General features: G+C 52.0%; 17 protein-coding genes. 1 reads left to right on the top strand and 16 read right to left on the bottom strand.

From position 1 onward, the window contains the following. Window positions 1–9: 9 nt before the first annotated feature. From rplI to N685_RS0105180, 10 genes are all read right to left on the bottom strand, one after another. Window positions 10–459, bottom strand: a complete 450-nt coding sequence (gene rplI / locus N685_RS0105225) for a 50S ribosomal protein L9 (RefSeq protein WP_011232941.1) — start codon at window positions 457–459, stop codon at window positions 10–12. Continuing rightward, window positions 456–2432: a DHH family phosphoesterase gene (locus tag N685_RS0105220; RefSeq protein WP_031406436.1), complete on the bottom strand. Its 1977-nt coding sequence runs from the start codon at window positions 2430–2432 to the stop codon at window positions 456–458. Before N685_RS0105220 ends, rplI begins: the two co-directional genes overlap by 4 nt. 47 nt (window positions 2433–2479) lie before the next feature. After that, window positions 2480–3406 carry a YybS family protein gene (locus N685_RS0105215; protein ID WP_031406434.1) on the bottom strand — a complete coding sequence of 309 codons (927 nt, stop codon included), beginning with the start codon at window positions 3404–3406 and terminating at the stop codon, window positions 2480–2482. A gap of 70 nt (window positions 3407–3476) precedes the next feature. Then, window positions 3477–3713 (bottom strand): 30S ribosomal protein S18, encoded by a 237-nt coding sequence (gene rpsR / locus N685_RS0105210; protein ID WP_008880812.1) that lies wholly within the window; start codon window positions 3711–3713, stop codon window positions 3477–3479. A gap of 98 nt (window positions 3714–3811) precedes the next feature. Next, window positions 3812–4306, bottom strand: coding sequence for a single-stranded DNA-binding protein (gene ssb / locus N685_RS0105205; RefSeq protein ID WP_031406431.1), 495 nt, complete (start codon window positions 4304–4306; stop codon window positions 3812–3814). A 30-nt stretch (window positions 4307–4336) separates the two neighbouring features. Next, window positions 4337–4624: a 30S ribosomal protein S6 gene (rpsF, locus tag N685_RS0105200; protein ID WP_031406429.1), complete on the bottom strand. Its 288-nt coding sequence runs from the start codon at window positions 4622–4624 to the stop codon at window positions 4337–4339. Between the two features lie 214 nt (window positions 4625–4838). Next, window positions 4839–5939 carry a redox-regulated ATPase YchF gene (gene ychF / locus N685_RS0105195; protein ID WP_031406427.1) on the bottom strand — a complete coding sequence of 367 codons (1101 nt, stop codon included), beginning with the start codon at window positions 5937–5939 and terminating at the stop codon, window positions 4839–4841. A gap of 126 nt (window positions 5940–6065) precedes the next feature. Beyond that, complete coding sequence (locus tag N685_RS0105190; protein ID WP_031406425.1) at window positions 6066–8087, bottom strand: molybdopterin-dependent oxidoreductase; 2022 nt, start codon at window positions 8085–8087, stop codon at window positions 6066–6068. Window positions 8088–8144: 57 nt separating this feature from the next. Next, window positions 8145–8342 carry a DUF951 domain-containing protein gene (locus N685_RS0105185; RefSeq protein WP_011232948.1) on the bottom strand — a complete coding sequence of 66 codons (198 nt, stop codon included), beginning with the start codon at window positions 8340–8342 and terminating at the stop codon, window positions 8145–8147. A gap of 12 nt (window positions 8343–8354) precedes the next feature. Continuing rightward, window positions 8355–9260 (bottom strand): mechanosensitive ion channel family protein, encoded by a 906-nt coding sequence (locus N685_RS0105180; protein WP_031406424.1) that lies wholly within the window; start codon window positions 9258–9260, stop codon window positions 8355–8357. Between the two features lie 184 nt (window positions 9261–9444). Here N685_RS0105180 and yyaC point away from each other — a divergent pair, with 184 nt between their 5' ends. Continuing rightward, on the top strand, window positions 9445–10065 hold the full coding sequence (gene yyaC / locus N685_RS0105175; RefSeq protein ID WP_031406422.1) for a spore protease YyaC: 621 nt from the start codon (window positions 9445–9447) through the stop codon (window positions 10063–10065). 72 nt (window positions 10066–10137) lie between these two features. Here the strand turns inward: yyaC and N685_RS0105170 are convergent, their stop codons facing one another. The 6 genes from N685_RS0105170 to mnmG all read right to left on the bottom strand — a co-directional run bounded on the left by N685_RS0105170 (window position 10138) and on the right by mnmG (window position 16279). Continuing rightward, on the bottom strand, window positions 10138–10839 hold the full coding sequence (locus N685_RS0105170) for a DUF554 domain-containing protein (protein WP_031406420.1): 702 nt from the start codon (window positions 10837–10839) through the stop codon (window positions 10138–10140). Window positions 10840–10893: 54 nt separating this feature from the next. After that, window positions 10894–11763 (bottom strand): ParB/RepB/Spo0J family partition protein, encoded by an 870-nt coding sequence (locus N685_RS0105165; RefSeq protein WP_031406417.1) that lies wholly within the window; start codon window positions 11761–11763, stop codon window positions 10894–10896. Further along, window positions 11756–12517, bottom strand: a complete 762-nt coding sequence (locus N685_RS0105160) for a ParA family protein (protein ID WP_011232953.1) — start codon at window positions 12515–12517, stop codon at window positions 11756–11758. Before N685_RS0105160 ends, N685_RS0105165 begins: the two co-directional genes overlap by 8 nt. 125 nt (window positions 12518–12642) lie before the next feature. Further along, complete coding sequence (gene noc, locus N685_RS0105155; protein ID WP_031406416.1) at window positions 12643–13488, bottom strand: nucleoid occlusion protein; 846 nt, start codon at window positions 13486–13488, stop codon at window positions 12643–12645. Between the two features lie 161 nt (window positions 13489–13649). Further along, complete coding sequence (rsmG, locus tag N685_RS0105150) at window positions 13650–14366, bottom strand: 16S rRNA (guanine(527)-N(7))-methyltransferase RsmG (RefSeq protein ID WP_031406414.1); 717 nt, start codon at window positions 14364–14366, stop codon at window positions 13650–13652. Window positions 14367–14389: 23 nt separating this feature from the next. Next, complete coding sequence (gene mnmG, locus N685_RS0105145; RefSeq protein ID WP_031406412.1) at window positions 14390–16279, bottom strand: tRNA uridine-5-carboxymethylaminomethyl(34) synthesis enzyme MnmG; 1890 nt, start codon at window positions 16277–16279, stop codon at window positions 14390–14392. Window positions 16280–16295: the final 16 nt, after the last annotated feature.

The following is a 16295-nucleotide window of genomic DNA, read 5'->3' as shown; positions in this document are numbered from 1 at the left end:
GTGCTGCCGTTATTTTTGTTCCTTGACGTGCACTTTTAAGGTTGCTGTCACTTCCGGATGGAGCTTCACCGGTACGTTCGTATATCCAAGGGAGCGAATGGCATCAGCAAGCTCGATTTTCCGTTTGTCAAGCTTCAAGCCATGCTGGGCCTGAAGCGCCTCAGCGATTTGCTTGCTCGTGATCGAGCCAAACAAACGGCCGCCCTCGCCCGCTTTCGCCGGAATTTCCACCGTCAGCTTCTCGAGCTCTTCTTTCAGTTTTTTCGCATTAGCCAGCTCTTCCGCTGCTTGGCGCTGCTCTTTTTGTTTTTGCGCCTCGAGCGCTTTAATGTTCGCCGGCGTCGCTTCAATGGCAAGCCCTTGCTTGAACAAAAAGTTGTTCGCATAGCCGTCGGCAACGTCTTTGATTTCCCCTTTTTTCCCTTTTCCTTTCACATCTTTTAAAAAAATCACCTTCATGATGGCTTACCCCCCTCAAAATAGTCGTAAATCGCTTCACGCAGCTGCCGCTCCGCCTCTTCCACCGTCACTTCGGACAGTTGGGCGGCGGCGTTTGTCAAATGTCCGCCTCCACCCAGCCGTTCCATAATGACTTGCACATTGACATCGCCGAGTGAGCGGGCGCTGATTCCGACCGTCCCGTCGGACCGCTTGGAAATGACGAACGAAGCAACGACGCCGCTTAAAGTAAGAAGCGTATCGGCCGTTTGCGCAATCAACACTTGGTCATGCACCTCGTTTTCGCCCCCTTTGGCGATGGCGATGCCATGTTCATCGATCACCGCCCGTTCGATCAATTTCGCCCGTTTGACATAATTGGCGACGCTTTCCCGCAACAATTTTTGCACAAGCACCGTATCCGCTCCTTGGGCGCGCAAGTATGACGCGGCGTCGAACGTCCGCGAGCCGGTGCGGAGCGTAAAACTTTTCGTGTCGACGACGATCCCAGCAAGCAAGGCGGTCGCCTCAAGCATCGTCAGCTTCATCCGTTTTGGTTGGTACTCTAACAGCTCAGTAACAAGTTCGGATGTCGAGGAAGCATACGGCTCCATATAGACGAGAATCGGCGCTTCAATGAACTCTTCGCCGCGGCGATGGTGATCAATGACGACGATATGGTCGGTGCGATACAATAGACGCTCTTCAATGACGAGCGACGGGCGATGCGTATCGACGACAATGAGAAGCGTATCCTCGGTGACGAGCTCGAGCGCCTGCTCCGGCTTTAAACATCTTGACCATAATTCAGCATGTTTTTTCATTTCTTCAAGCAACCGTTGCGCCCCGGCGTCGGTTCTTGCCGGATCGATCACGATAAACCCTTCCTTTTGGTTCGATTGGACGACTTTTAAAACGCCGATCGCCGCTCCCATGGCGTCCATATCGGGATATTTATGCCCCATGATAAGCACTTTGTCGCTTCCCGCAATCAGTTCGCGAAGCGCATGAGAAATGACGCGGGCGCGGACGCGCGTCCGCTTTTCCATTGGGTTCGTTTTGCCGCCGTAAAACTTCACTTTTCCATTTCCTTGCTTAATCGCGACTTGATCGCCGCCGCGGCCCAACGCTAAATCCAAGCTTGATTGAGCGAGCGCCCCGAGCTCGGGGAGCGGGGATACGCCGGCGCCGATGCCGATGCTTAGCGTCAGCTGGGCATGATGCTTTGCCGTCTGCTCACGCACTTCGTCAAGAATGGAAAATTTGCTTTTCTCGAGCCGCCCAAGAATATGCTCGTTCAATACGGCAATAAATCGGTCGGATGATGTCCGTTTCAAAAAAATTCCATAGTCGTTCGCCCACCGGTTCAACACGGAAGTGACGAGGCTGTTTAGTTGACTTTTTGCCTGATCGTCCATCCCTTGCGTAATCTCATCATAATTGTCAAGAAAAATAATGGCGAGCACCAGCCGTTCCGCTTCGTACTGCCGCTTCAATTCCAGATGCTCAGTAACATCGAAAAAGTAAAGAAGCCGTTCAGGGCGGCGGATGACCACTTTCAGCTGCTTTCCGTTCAATTCGACGATCTCTTCGTCCGTTTTTCCCCTTTTCACAAAAGCGGCCAACGATTCGGAAAGCTCGGCGAGAGAGCGGCCGACAAGCGTCTGCTCCTTAAAGCAGGCGGCCAAAAAACGGTTCGACCACTCGATTTCTCCCTCTTCATCGATGAGCATAATGCCGATCGGCATTTGCATCAACGCTTCCTCGCCTACTTTTTTCACCCGGTGCGACAAATTGGAAATATAGTGCTCCAACTCTTTATGCAAGGAGCGTTGCGCCCCAATGACATAATAAAGCACAAACCCGACGCCAAGAAAGGCGACGAGGCCGAGCAGCCATTGGAAGTAAAACAAACCGATCGCCATAAGCACCGCCAGGGCGGCTAACGCATATAACGGATAGCGATACGCTTTCCTTTCATAAAAATGGGACATTCAAGTCAGCTCCTACACTGAAAGAAATGACTCACCTTATCCAATTATCATATGCGGCGGCGCAAATCAAATCCTAAATCAATTATACCGAATATCACCACAAGATAAAGTAGAAAAGGCAGGAATAAGCAAACGACCGTCCCTAACGCCACCACACCTTTGCCAATCCCTTTTTTGTAAGCGGCGTAGTAAAGAAACGAAAATCCTTGCACGATCATCGCCAGCTGCAACACATACGATACGTTCAATACGGCGATATAGGCAAACGATCCTTCTTTGAACGGGAACAAGGAGAAAAGGAGCACGAAGACATACACCCACAATACGTTTTTCGGCCACGTCAACTCGCGAAACGGCGGCCATGAACCGACCGGCAGCTTCAGCCTCTTCATCACCGGCAGCGAGACAATGATCGTCGCGTACGCCAGCGCAAACGAAGCAATGACAAACAGCGTCGGAACCATATAGCCGATCAGCTTCAGTCCTTGTTCGAACTGCCTTTGCATCTCCAAAGGCGGCGCTTGTCCCATTCCCTTCATGAGGCGCATCGCGGTGTCAAACGACTCACGCACGAGCGCAAGCGTATCCTGGATCATATCGACGTGCAAAAATTGAATCGAGATGATGTAATCAAGCACGATATTCGCCAAAAATACAAACGCGCCGACTAGAAGAACAAGATAACGGTTTTTCTGTTTCGAAAGCGTCGCGCCAACCGCTATGCCAAACGTGCCGAACATCAACGCCATCGGCAACGCCAAAAGCGAGCCGATCAAACCGGAGATGACAAGGGCCGCTGCCAGCAGCAACATAGCTGGAATCCATCCATGGCGCATCGTAAACACCATAAACGGAAGCGCTAAAAACAAAGCAGCGACAATCCCGATGACCGGCGCGTACAGCGCAAGCAAAAACAAAACAGCAAACAGCGCGAGCTCAATCGCCGCTTCGGTGAGGGCGTGCGTTTTTCGCAATGGACGTTCCCCTTTCTTTCACGTGATATAAAAAAAGCAGTAAGGATCCCCCTTACTGCTTGCTTTCGGCTCACTCGTCCGCAACATACGGCAGAAGCGCCATTTGACGCGCACGTTTGATCGCGACCGTCAATTTGCGCTGATATTTCGCGCTCGTTCCCGTTACACGGCGCGGCAAAATTTTGCCGCGTTCGGAAATGAATTTTTTCAGCAAATCGACATCTTTGTAGTCGATATGCGTAATGTTGTTCGCCGTGAAGTAACATACTTTGCGGCGTTTGCCACGGCCGCCTTTCCGTCCTGCCATGCTTGTTTCCTCCTTTCCACTGCCATCGTTCCCTCATCGGTGGAATAGCCCACTGTCTGCGCGTTGTTTAGAGACAGAGGCTTCAAGCGACTTGTGTATTAAAACGGCAAATCGTCATCAGAAATATCGATCGGCTGGCCGTCATTGGCGAAAGGATCGTCGTCGATGCGGCCAACCCCTTTTTCATCCGGATATCGGTGGTTCTGATCTTGTCCGAATGGGAACGGATCCCCGTAGTAGCCGCCTGCTGTTGCCCCTCGCTGCTCGCCTGCTCCTTTCGGCTCAAGAAATTGGACGCTATCAGCCACCACTTCCGTCACGTACACGCGCCGACCTTCTTGATTTTCATAGCTGCGGGTTTGCAGCCGCCCATCCACGCCAGCCAAACTTCCTTTTTTTAAGAAGTTGGCAACGTTCTCCGCCTGGCGGCGCCAAACAACGCATTGAATAAAATCCGTTTCCCGCTCGCCCTGCTGGTTTGTAAACGGGCGGTTGACCGCGAGCGTAAACGTGGCAACAGCCACTCCGCTTGGAGTGTAGCGCAACTCCGGATCTCTCGTTAACCTGCCGACCAAAATGACGCGGTTGATCATCAGAACCACCTCTTCATCCTATCAAAAAGATTATTCTTCTTCTTTGACGACGATATGACGGATGATGTCTTCGCTGATGCGCGCTAAGCGGTCGAATTCTTGCACCGCTTTCGGCTCCGACATGACATTGACAATCATGTAATAGCCGTCGCGGTATTTTTGAATTTCGTAGGCTAAGCGGCGCTTGCCCCAATCCGTCACGTTCGTAATCTCCGCGCCGTTTTCTTTCAACACGTTGTTGAACCGTTCGACGAGAGCTTGTCTCGCTTCATCGTCCATGTTCGGGCGGATGATGTACATGATTTCGTACTTTCTCACGCTCGTCACCTCCTTTTGGTCTAAGCGGCCCTTCCATTCGAAGGGCAAGGAGCAATCACCAATTACTCACATTTGTTGATTATACCATGACCAACAACGATAAGCAAGGCAGTGTACCGCATTCCGCCGGCGCAAACATCTTCCAGCCTTGTCGGCAGAAACGATGGGCAAGCGGCTGCTCTGTTTCCTTCATCGTCGCAACATGCGGGCCTGTTTAGACGTTGAATCGGAAATGCATAATATCGCCGTCTTGCACTTCGTAGTCTTTTCCTTCCAGGCGCACTTTTCCAGCTTCGCGCGCCGCCGCCATCGAGCCGGCGGCGACGAGGTCATCGTATGACACCGTTTCTGCGCGAATAAACCCACGCTCAAAGTCGGAATGAATGATGCCGGCACATTGCGGCGCTTTCATGCCTTTGCGGAACGTCCACGCCCGCACCTCCTGCTCGCCGGCAGTGAAAAATGTCGCCAGTCCGAGCAGGCTGTAAGCAGCGCGGATGAGCTGGTCAAGGCCGGACTGCTCAATGCCGAGCTCCTGCAAAAATTGCCGTTTTTCCTCGTCATTGAACTCAGCGATTTCCTCTTCGATTTTGGCGCAGACGACGATGACTTCCGCGTTGTCGCGCTTCGCAAACTCGCGCACGTCCTTGACAAATGGATTGCTGCTAGGGTCGGCGACATTTTCTTCGCCGACATTGGCGACGTAAAGCATCGGCTTTATCGTCAACAAATGCAGCTGCTTGACGACTTTCATCTCTTCGTCGGAGAATTCGAGTGTGCGCGCCGGCTTGCCGGCTTCAAGCGTCTCCTTTAACCGCCGCAAAATATCGTATTCGTACGCCGCCTCTTTATCCTTTTGCTTGGCGATTTTGCCGACCCGCTCGATTCGTTTGTCAACCGTCTCTAAATCGGCCAACACAAGCTCCAAATTGATCGTTTCGATATCGGCGAGCGGATCGACTTTGCCCGCCACGTGGGTGATGTTTTCATCGCTGAAGCAGCGGACGACTTGGCAAATCGCATCGACTTGACGGATGTGGGACAAAAACTTGTTGCCAAGCCCCTCTCCTTTGCTCGCCCCTTTGACGATGCCGGCGATATCGGTAAATTCAAAAACAGTCGGCACTGTCCGCTTTGGGCGAAACATTTCCGTCAATACATCGAGCCGCTCATCCGGCACTTCGACGACACCGACGTTCGGCTCAATCGTGCAAAACGGATAGTTGGCTGATTCAGCCCCTGCTTTCGTAATGGCGTTAAACAACGTCGATTTGCCAACGTTCGGCAAGCCGACGATTCCTGCTGTCAATCCCATTTGTTTCACTCCTCTTTCCCGTTCACATCTTTCCTCATTATATGGGCTGGCGCGGAAAATGACAAGCACGCCGCAAACAGGGAGTTTTTCCGCCGGACTGTTCCTGAAAAGGCAGCTGTAGACCGTTTATCTTTCTTCTGGCGCTATTTTTTCAACGTTGACCAAACAGTCGTACAACGTACTGCCACAGCCGTTGTCCGACTCTAAATCAGATGTGAGCACATTGACCGGTCCGCCGAATGCCCCCCACTGCCCTTCGTCGATGTTCACCGTACCTGGGTAGGCCCGGTCAAGCACCTTGACCGTTCCGACGAGCGAGCCGCGATCGTTGTAAACCCGCACCTGATCGCCATCGGCGAGCCCTTTTTTCGCAGCGACGTCGGCCGCCACCTCAATGCGCACCACCTGCAGCGCCGGAATGAGCGGGTAATGTTGCGAGTGGTTGGAGCGGAGCGGATGGATCGTCAACAGCCGATACGGATATTTGGCGGCCAATGATGGATTGGCCTCCTCCGATTCGGCCGGATACATGATTTGCAGCCGGCCGTCCATCCCTTTTTGCTTGGCGACGGACGACGTGAATTCATATTTGCCGCTCGGTGTTTGGAAGCGGCGATCGCGCCATGGCACCGGTTCGACAGGTAAGAGGATGCGATGTTCCGCCTTCAGTCGTGCAAGCGTAATGCCATACTGTTCCAATGGGCGGAGCGCCATCGCTAGAAATTGCTCGCGCGTATAGGCAAAATCGTCCCCAAACCCGAGCCGTTTCGCCAACTCCGTCCAAATCCAAAGATCCGGCTTCGCTTCGCCAGGTGGGTCGACCAATTTCGGCCCGTAGTTCAAATATGCATGGTACATCGATGAGCAATAGACGTCTTCCTCTTCAAACGAAGCCGCTACTGGCAAAACATAATCAGCCATTGCAGCCGTATCGGTCATGAACTGTTCAAACACTACCACCGTCTCAACGGAAGCGAACGCTTTTTTCATCAAATTTGTGTTCGGCACTTGAGCAAGTGGGTTGCCGCACGTGACGATCACCATGCCGATGGGTGGATCATCCGCCCGTAATATCTCTTCCGCCTGCTTCATCATCGTCCATGTACGCGAAGCCGTTTTCCGCTCCGGGAGCGTCAATGCTGCCTTATCGAAACATTCGCTTACTTGCAAGTTCCCAAAGTTCGCCCCTCCACCGGGAATGCCAACGTTGCCGCTTGCCGCAACAAGAGCGTCAATCCACCGGATCGTATTGCCACCGTTCGCATAGCGCTGCATGCCAAGTCCGAGATACGTTGCGGTCGGCCTGTCCCCGTAAAGCCGGGCCAGCTCTGTCATTTGATCGCGGCTAACACCGGTATGCTGCTCAATCTCCACCAGCGAAATGGTCTGCAATAGTTGTTTGACATCATCGAACCCAATTGTGTGTTGCTCGATAAAGGCCCGATCCTCCAACCCGAGTCGAAGCAGCTCTTTCATAATGCCCATCGCCAAAAAAGCGTCCATTCCCGGTTTCACGCATACGTACCGGTCGGCGATGCGCGCCGTCGGGCCAAACAGCGGATCGATGACCACAATTGTCGCCCGACGTTTTTTTGCGGCAAGCAACCGCTCGAATAAATGCATGTTCGTGCGGGCAACGTTTCGCCCCCAAATGATGATATGGCGGCTGTTGTCGATATCTTCTGGCGCATGGCTGTAGGCGTTGCCAAAATCCCATGTCTGCGCCTCAATGCCCGCGCCCCAGCAAAGGCTGCCGATCAGCTCTGTTGCGCCACCATAGCAATTGAAAAAACGCTTGTCCAAATTTTTCAGCAGCCCATTGTTGGCATAATCATGGCTGTGAAGTACAGCAGTCGGCCCAAACCGTTCTTTCAATTCCTGCATTTTTCTTGCGATGTCATCAAGCGCCTCTTCCCAAGAAATGCGAACGAACTGCCCGTTTACTTTTTTCAACGGATAGAGAAGGCGTTCTTTGGCGTTTACCCGCTCTTTCAACATTCGCCCGCGTCCGCAAATGTTCCCTTTCGTGATGGGATGGTGTTCGTCGCCGTCAACGCGTACGACTTTCCCTTCGTTCACCGTCACCTTCAGCCCACATACGTCCCAGCAGTTGAGCGGACATGATGTCACATGCGTCGTTTCCGTCATTTTCTCCCTCCCCCTTCGCAACAAAAGAGCATGGCCTCGCCGCCATGCTTCATTTGCTTATTCTTCATGCTTGACGAGCACTTTTTTCATTTTGCGGATAAACTCTTTGCGAGGCAGCAAAACGCTATGGGCGCACCCTTCACATTTAATGCGGATGTCAGCGCCCAAGCGGATCACTTTCCAACGGTTCGTTCCACATGGATGCGGCTTTTTCATTTCGACGATATCGTATAGGCCGAACTGTTTCTCTTCCATCGATCCACCTCCCTATGACAACGATTGCTCCCGTTGCGGCTTTGCCTCCGGCTGTTCTTGTCCATCGCGGCGATGCAACACAAGCCGCGGGTATGGGATTTCGATCCCCCGTTCATCCAACAGCATTTTGACTTCCTTGCGGATCGCCCGAGCGACCGCCAGATGGCGCATCGGTTTCGTTTCGCACGTGATGCGCAATATGACTTCCGAGCTGGCTAAATTTTGCACGCCAAGCAATTCCGGCGGAGCAACCATGTCTTCATACTTCGCCGGCAGCTGCGGAAGAAGCTCGCGGATGGCTTCCTCCGCCTCTTCAATGTCTTCTTCATAGGCGATGCTGATGTCGACGACAGCGAGACTGTTGTGCAGTGAATAGTTCGTCACTTGCGTGATGCTGCCGTTTGGCAAAATGTGCACTTCTCCGGTCCAGCTTTTAATTTTCGTCACCCGAAGCCCAATCGTTTCAACATATCCTTCAAAATTGCCGATGCGCACATAATCGCCGACCGCAAACTGATCTTCAAAAATGATGAAAAATCCAGTGATGATGTCTTTCACTAAGCTTTGTGCGCCAAAACCCACGGCCAGCCCGACGACCCCAGCCCCGGCGAGCAGCGCTTTGACGGGAACGCCAAACGTATCTAAAATCATCAAGAGCGCAATAAAATATAGTACGTACGTAATGACGTTGTCGAGCAGCCGAACGAGCGTCGCCTCCCGTCGTTCAGAAATGCGGATCGGCGCCTTCTGTCGCACTTTGAACATGTTATGAACGGCAATTTTCAATACTTTCACCGCGATGGCGCATATGAGTAGGATAAGAACAATCTTCAGCGCCCCTTTTCCGATCTGGAACCATAATTTCTCATCTATCAAAAATGCGAACAATCGGCTAATCGTTTTTTCCATCGTGTTCAACGTTGGCGACACCTCAATCTTTTTTCTTGTTCTGCGCTTTTATTTTAACAAGACCGGCCGCTGATTTGTAGCCCGATCTCCCATTATCGCGAAGAAAAGCAAGAAAACGAACATGAAATGTATATCATTCTTTTATTTTCCGTATACTGTTAATACTTTTGAAACGAAAGTAGGAGTGAAGCGAATGAGCATACCATCGATATTTTTCTCGTCCAAGGAGGAAAGAGACCGCGTGTTTTACAATGAGCAAGGGGCGGTGTCGTCGATTGCTTGGCGGGTCGCCTCACTGCTTCCCGACCCGCTCGTTCAGCCGGTCGCTATCGTTTGCATCGGCACGGACCGCTCGACCGGCGATTCGCTTGGACCACTCGTCGGCACGATGCTAAAAGAGAAGCCGATGGCTCGCTTCCACGTATATGGCACACTCGAAGAACCGATCCATGCCGTCAATTTGGAAGAAAAGGTAGAAGCGATCCGGCTCATTCATGGCGACCCGTTCATGATCGCGGTCGACGCCTGCCTTGGGCGGCTGAAAAGCGTCGGCGCCATCACGATTGCCAAAGGACCGGTCCGCCCCGGCGCCGGGGTCAACAAACAGCTTCTTCCCGTCGGCGACGCCCATATTACCGGGGTGGTCAATGTGAGCGGGTTTATGGAGTTTTTTGTTCTGCAAAATACACGCCTTCACCTTGTCATGAACATGGCGAAAACCATCGCCAACGGCATTTACGAGGCAGAACGATGGATCCTTCGAAAAGAGCGGCTCGCCGCCCCTCCGCTCTCAACAGACCGGCATTTATGGTAGGCGGCAAATTCCCCTCTTGGTCAGCTGTTCAAGGAGGGGATTTCTTTTCTGCCCGTCCAAAACGACCAGTCGTTAAACGAGTGAAAGAATGAAAACGGCGGCTGCCATAATGAGAATGCTCGGCAGCAAATTGGCCACGCGAATGTTCGTCAAACCGAGCATATTGAGTCCAATAGCCATAATTAAAATGCCGCCGGTCGCCGTTGATTCGGCGATGAACGAATCGAGTACTTCCTTCGGCACAAACCGTTCGATTTGCGTCGCCAACAGCGCAATGCTCCCTTCATAAATAACGACCGGCAAGGCGGAGAAGATGACGCCGATGCCGAGCGTCGTTGTCAAAATGACACTGGCAAAACCGTCTAAAATCGATTTCGTATACAAGACGCTATGGTCGCCGCGCAGCCCGCTGTCAAGCGCTCCAACGATGGCCATCGCCCCGATGACAAACAACAGCGTCGCGCTGACAAACCCTTTCGCAATGCTTCCTTGCTCGTTTCCACCCACTTTCACCTCGAGCCATTGACCGAGCCGGTTCAGCTTTTCCTCCCAGTTCCACCACTCCCCGAGAATGCCGCCGAAAACAAGGCTGAAAATAACAACGAGAAACTGTTCGCTTTTCATTCCCATTTGTATGCCAAGCAACGCCACCGTAAGTCCAATCCCCCCCATCACCGTTTCCTTTACCCGTCCGGGGATACGACGAAGCCATTTTCCAATCAACGCCCCTGCGATAATGCTCGCTCCGTTGACAATCGTTCCTAATAACACCATGATGTCCAACCCTCTCCTGCAAAAAAATAAACCGGCCTTGATCAAAGGGCCGACTTACTCGTCGAACCGCACATCGAGCAGTTCTAATATTCTCTCTAAATCTTCTGGAGAAAAAAACTCAATTTCAATTTTTCCTCTTTTCCTCGTTTGTTTAATCGTGACGTTCGTCCCAAATTTTTCACGCAACAGCGATTCGCTTTCCCGAATAAACACGCTTTTTTCCGGCTGTTTTCGTTTCGATGTTTCACGTGAAACATTTTCGTTCGCTTGCTGGATCAGCTTTTCAAGCTGGCGGACGTTCAGTCCTTCGCGAATCACACGTTCCACGATCGGTTTCATTTTGCTTTTTTGTTTCAGCCCTAAAAGCGCGCGGCCATGCCCCATCGAGAGTGTGCCGTCAATGAGCAGCTTTTGCACATCTGAAGGAAGAGACAACAAACGCAAATGATTGGCGATATGAGGACGGCTCTTCCCAACGCGGCTCGCGATTTCCTCCTGGGTTAAGTGCAGCTTGTCCATCAACATTTTGTACGCCATTGCTTCCTCGATCGGGTTCAAATCCTCGCGCTGCAAGTTTTCAAGAAGGGCGAACTCCATCATTTGCTCGTCCGTCAACTCGCGAACCACGACCGGCACCGACGACAAATTCGCCTCTTTCGCCGCCCGGTAGCGCCGTTCGCCAACGACAATTTCAAATCCATTCGGTACACGGCGGACGATGAGCGGTTGCAAAATGCCGTGCTGCAAAATCGATTGTTTCAACTCCTCAATCGCCTCAGGATGAAATGTTTTCCGCGGTTGGTACGGATTTGGATAAAGGTCGTGAATGCTTACTTCCCGCACCATTTCCTCTTTCCCAGTAAGTTCCTTGAGAGAAAGGTTGTCAAACAGCGCATTGATGCCTTTGCCGAGACCTTTAGCCACGTTCAAGCACCTCCTTCGCCAGTTCTAAATACACTTCCGCCCCCCGTGATTTCACATCATACAAAATGATCGGCTTGCCATGACTTGGCGCCTCACTCAGCCGCACGTTTCGCGGGATGATCGTCTGGTACACTTTTTCGCGGAAATACTTTTTGACTTCTTGAATGACCTGCAAACCTAGATTTGTCCTTGCATCAAGCATCGTCAACAGAACGCCTTCAAGGCGCAAATCATAGTTTAAGTGCCGCTGCACAAGCCGGATCGTGTTAAGCAACTGGCTAAGCCCTTCTAACGCATAATATTCGCATTGGACAGGGATGAGCACGGAATTGGCTGCTGTCAACGCATTAAGCGTCAGCAAACCGAGCGAAGGAGGACAGTCGATAATAATGAAATCGTATTTGTCTTTCAGCGGCTCGATCGCGTTTCTCAGCCGGATTTCGCGGGAAATGACCGAGACGAGCTCAATTTCTGCCCCGGCAAGCTGGATCGTCGCTGGAATGACGTATAAATTTTCGATGTCCGTCGGTCGAATGACATCTTTTGCTTTCATGTCGCCAATGATGACATTGTAAATGCATTCATCGACATCGCCTCGCTCAATGCCGATGCCGCTCGTCGCATTTCCTTGTGGATCGGCGTCAACAAGCAGCACTTTCTTTCCGAGATGCGCCAAACAGGCCGATAAATTGACCGCTGTCGTTGTTTTTCCAACCCCGCCTTTTTGATTTGCAATAGCAATGACTTTTCCCACGATGCCACCTACCTCTATCTCTTCCTCAATCCATTTTATTTTAGCATGAAAACAGGAAAATGACTTTGTTTTCTGAAAGAAAAAACCCCATCAGCTGCGCTTGATGAGGCAAAAGGTGACTTTCGTTATTTTTTCGCGATTCGAATCGTAATTTGATAGTAGTCATCGAATTCTTCTTCTTCAGATTGGACGGACACCCCGCTGCTTTCGACCATGGAAAGCGACTGTCGGATCGTGTTGACGGCGATGCGCATATCGCGGCTGAACGCCTTTCTCTTTGGCTTCGGCTTCCGTTCCCTCGCCTCAAGCAGCTTTAACACCCGATCTTCCGTCTGTTTGACGTTCAACTGTTTGTCAATGATCTCTTGCAGCAACTTCAGCTGTTTCTCTTTATCTTTCAACGCGATCAGTGCGCGCGCGTGGCGCTCCGTAATCGCGCGCTGCAAGAGCGCCTCTTGCACCTCTTGCGGAAGTTTCAGCAGACGCAGCTTGTTGGCAATCGTTGATTGTCCTTTGCCAAGCCGTTGGGCAAGCGCTTCTTGCGTCAAATCGTGCAGTTCGATCAATTTCGCGTACGCCATCGCCTCTTCAATCGGCGTCAACTCTTCACGCTGCAAGTTTTCAATGAGGGCGACGGAGGCGGTTTCTTTGTCATTCAAGTTTTTGATGATCGCGGGGATTTCCGTCCAGCCAAGCTTTTGCACCGCTCTCCATCTCCGCTCGCCAGCGATGATTTCAAACCGTCCGTTCCCGCATTCGCGGACAACGATCGGCTGGATGATGCCGTGCGTGCGGATCGTCAGCGCCAGTTCATCAATCTTTTCTTCGTCGAACATCGTACGCGGCTGAAATCTGTTCGGGATAATGCTTTCGACCGGAATGTGGCGAACTTCCTCCCGTTCCTGTTTTTCTCCTGTTTCTTCCTGTTCTCTTTCTCCAAAGCTGAACAAGCGCGAAAATGGATGCTTCATCCCCCTACACCACCTTTGGACATACTTGGCCAAAATGTCTCTGTCTCGCCCGACATACGCCGCCTTACGGTCAGTTTTTTTGTGCGGGACGAAGGTGGAGAGCGAAACAGCTTATTTCTCTCTTTCAACCGGCAAAGCCCTCCCCGCCGCCCGCAAAGACGCTACTGAATCGGTTGTTTGTTCGGCGTTCCTGGTTTGCGCGGGTATTGGTTCGGCGTTTTTCTCATTTTTTGAATGAAAATAATCGTTCGTTCACCTTCGTCAAACGGCAGCGTGAACGTTTCCGCCGCCGTCACTTCCCCGCCAAGCACAGAAATCGCCTTGTTTCCTTCTTTCAGCTCCTCGGGCGCCGAAGCAGCTTTCATCGCAATGAATGTGCCGCCCATTTTCACAAGCGGAAGGCAAAGTTCGGCAAGCACCGGCATGCGCGCTACGGCCCTAGCTGTCACAACGTCAAACGACTCGCGCATTCCCTTTTGACGGGCGAACGTCTCAGCGCGTTCGTGGTAAAGGGCCACGTCCGCAAGTCCGAGCTCCGTGATCAGATGCTCTAAAAAACGGATGCGTTTTTGCAGCGAATCAACAATGGAAACGCGCAAATGCGGAAAACATATTTTCAGCGGAATGCTCGGAAATCCCGCCCCGGCACCGACGTCGCAAAGCGCAAGCGAAACCGAAAAATCGTAGTAAAACGCCGGAGACAAGGAATCGAAAAAATGTTTGACATAGACGCTGTGCTTGTCCGTAATGGCGGTCAAATTCATCTTCTCATTCCACTCAACGAGCAGTTCATAATAGCGCTCAAACTGCGCAAGCGCCCGGGACGAGAGGGAGATTCCCCTCTCATCAAGCATGGCTTGAAATTGTGTCGCCTCCATAAGCCATTCCTTTCCCTCAAGGTTTATTCATTCGACACGCGCGCGATTCTTCCTTGTTCCAAATACACTAATAAGATCGAAATATCAGCCGGGTTGACGCCGGAAATGCGCGACGCTTGGGCGATTGAGAGCGGGCGCACCTGTTTGAGCTTTTGCCGCGCCTCGGTTGCAAGACCTTGGATCGCATCGTAGTCGATATCTTCCGGAATTTTTTTGTTTTCCATTTTTTTGAGCCGCTCAACTTCTTGCAGCGATTTTTGGATGTAGCCTTCATATTTGATTTGAATTTCGACTTGTTCGGCCACTTCTTTAGCGATCTCTTCGTCAGCCGGCGCCAGTTGTCGGATGTGCTCGTACGTCATCTCCGGACGCCGGAGCAAATCGGCGGCGCGGATGCCGTCTTTCAATTCACTTCCGCCCGCTTCGCGAATGACCTGCTGCACTTCAGGCGTTGGCTTGATGATCACTGTCTGCAGCCGTTTTTTCTCCCGTTCGATGGCCTCTTTTTTCGCCAAAAATTTTTGATACCGTTCTTCAGAAATGAGACCGATCCGATAGCCGAGCTCAGTTAGGCGCAAATCGGCGTTGTCATGGCGAAGCAAAAGCCGATATTCGGCGCGCGACGTCAAAAGGCGGTACGGCTCATTCGTCCCTTTCGTCACCAAGTCGTCGATCAAAACGCCGATATAGGCATCCGAACGGCTTAAAATGATTTCTTCACGGCCGAGCGCCCGATGGGCGGCGTTAATGCCGGCCATGATGCCTTGTCCTGCCGCTTCTTCATAGCCGGACGTGCCGTTGATTTGCCCGGCGGTATACAAGTTTTTCACAAGCTTCGTCTCGAGTGTCGGCCATAGCTGCGTCGGTACGATGGCATCGTACTCGATCGCATAGCCAGCCCGCATGAGCTGCGCCTTCTCAAGTCCCGGGATCGTCTCGAGCAGCTTGCGCTGGATATGTTCCGGCAAGCTTGTCGACAACCCTTGCACATAGACTTCTTCCGTTTCCCGCCCTTCCGGTTCGAGGAAAATTTGATGGCGCGGCTTATCGTGGAACCGGACGACTTTATCCTCAATCGATGGGCAATAGCGCGGTCCGGTTCCTTTGATCATGCCGGAGTACATCGGTGACAAATGCAAGTTTTCATCAATGATGCGGTGTGTTTCTTCCGTCGTGTACGTCAGCCAGCACGGCAGCTGATCAGTGATGTATGTTGTCGTCTCATACGAAAACGCCCGCGGCTCCTTGTCCCCCGGCTGAATTTCCGTTTTGCTGTAGTCGATCGTCCGGCTGTTGACGCGCGGCGGCGTGCCTGTTTTGAAGCGAACAAGCTCAAATCCAAGCTCTTCTAAATGCTCGGACAGCTTAATCGACGGCTGTTGGTTGTTCGGGCCGCTCGAATATTTAATGTCTCCAATGATGATTTCCCCGCGCAAAAACGTCCCGGTCGTAATGACGACCGCTTTGGCGTAATAATGCGCCCCCGTGTGAGTGATGACACCTTTGCAAACGCCGTCTTCGACGATCAGCCGCTCGACTTTTCCTTGCAGAAGCGTCAAATTTTCTTGATTTTCGAGCGTTTTTTTCATTTCCCGCTGGTACAGCACTTTATCGGCTTGCGCCCGAAGCGCGCGGACGGCTGGCCCTTTGCCGGTGTTTAGCATCCGCATTTGAATGTACGTTTTATCAATGTTTTTCGCCATTTCCCCGCCGAGAGCGTCGATTTCGCGCACGACAATTCCTTTCGCCGGGCCGCCGATCGACGGGTTGCACGGCATGAACGCGATCATATCGAGGTTGAGTGTAATGACAAGCGTCTTTGCCCCGATGCGGGCGGAAGCAAGCGCCGCTTCGCAACCGGCATGACCGGCGCCGACGACAATGACGTCATATGTTCCCCCATGATAATCCATACAGCATTTCCCTCCT

It is taken from the genome of Geobacillus vulcani PSS1 (assembly GCF_000733845.1).
Taxonomy (GTDB): Bacteria; Bacillota; Bacilli; order Bacillales; family Anoxybacillaceae; genus Geobacillus; species Geobacillus vulcani.
The sequence above is the reverse complement of the archived record's forward strand: the minus strand, read 5'-3'. Positions and strand labels throughout refer to the sequence as shown.

What these genes read in the sequence shown, in the direction of transcription:
- N685_RS0105170 (WP_031406420.1), bottom strand. Translation starts at nt 10,839, where the DNA reads ATGGTGTTATTAGGAACGATTGTCAACGGAGCGAGCATTATCGCAGGG.
- ychF (WP_031406427.1), bottom strand. Translation starts at nt 5,939, where the DNA reads ATGGGATTGACAGCAGGAATCGTCGGCTTGCCGAACGTTGGCAAATCG.
- N685_RS0105185 (WP_011232948.1), bottom strand. Translation starts at nt 8,342, where the DNA reads ATGGAAGAGAAACAGTTCGGCCTATACGATATCGTCGAAATGAAAAAG.
- noc (WP_031406416.1), bottom strand. Translation starts at nt 13,488, where the DNA reads ATGAAGCATCCATTTTCGCGCTTGTTCAGCTTTGGAGAAAGAGAACAG.
- ssb (WP_031406431.1), bottom strand. Translation starts at nt 4,306, where the DNA reads ATGATCAACCGCGTCATTTTGGTCGGCAGGTTAACGAGAGATCCGGAG.
- N685_RS0105220 (WP_031406436.1), bottom strand. Translation starts at nt 2,432, where the DNA reads ATGTCCCATTTTTATGAAAGGAAAGCGTATCGCTATCCGTTATATGCG.
- rpsR (WP_008880812.1), bottom strand. Translation starts at nt 3,713, where the DNA reads ATGGCAGGACGGAAAGGCGGCCGTGGCAAACGCCGCAAAGTATGTTAC.
- mnmG (WP_031406412.1), bottom strand. Translation starts at nt 16,279, where the DNA reads ATGGATTATCATGGGGGAACATATGACGTCATTGTCGTCGGCGCCGGT.
- yyaC (WP_031406422.1), top strand. Translation starts at nt 9,445, where the DNA reads ATGAGCATACCATCGATATTTTTCTCGTCCAAGGAGGAAAGAGACCGC.
- N685_RS0105190 (WP_031406425.1), bottom strand. Translation starts at nt 8,087, where the DNA reads ATGACGGAAACGACGCATGTGACATCATGTCCGCTCAACTGCTGGGAC.
- rplI (WP_011232941.1), bottom strand. Translation starts at nt 459, where the DNA reads ATGAAGGTGATTTTTTTAAAAGATGTGAAAGGAAAAGGGAAAAAAGGG.
- rsmG (WP_031406414.1), bottom strand. Translation starts at nt 14,366, where the DNA reads ATGGAGGCGACACAATTTCAAGCCATGCTTGATGAGAGGGGAATCTCC.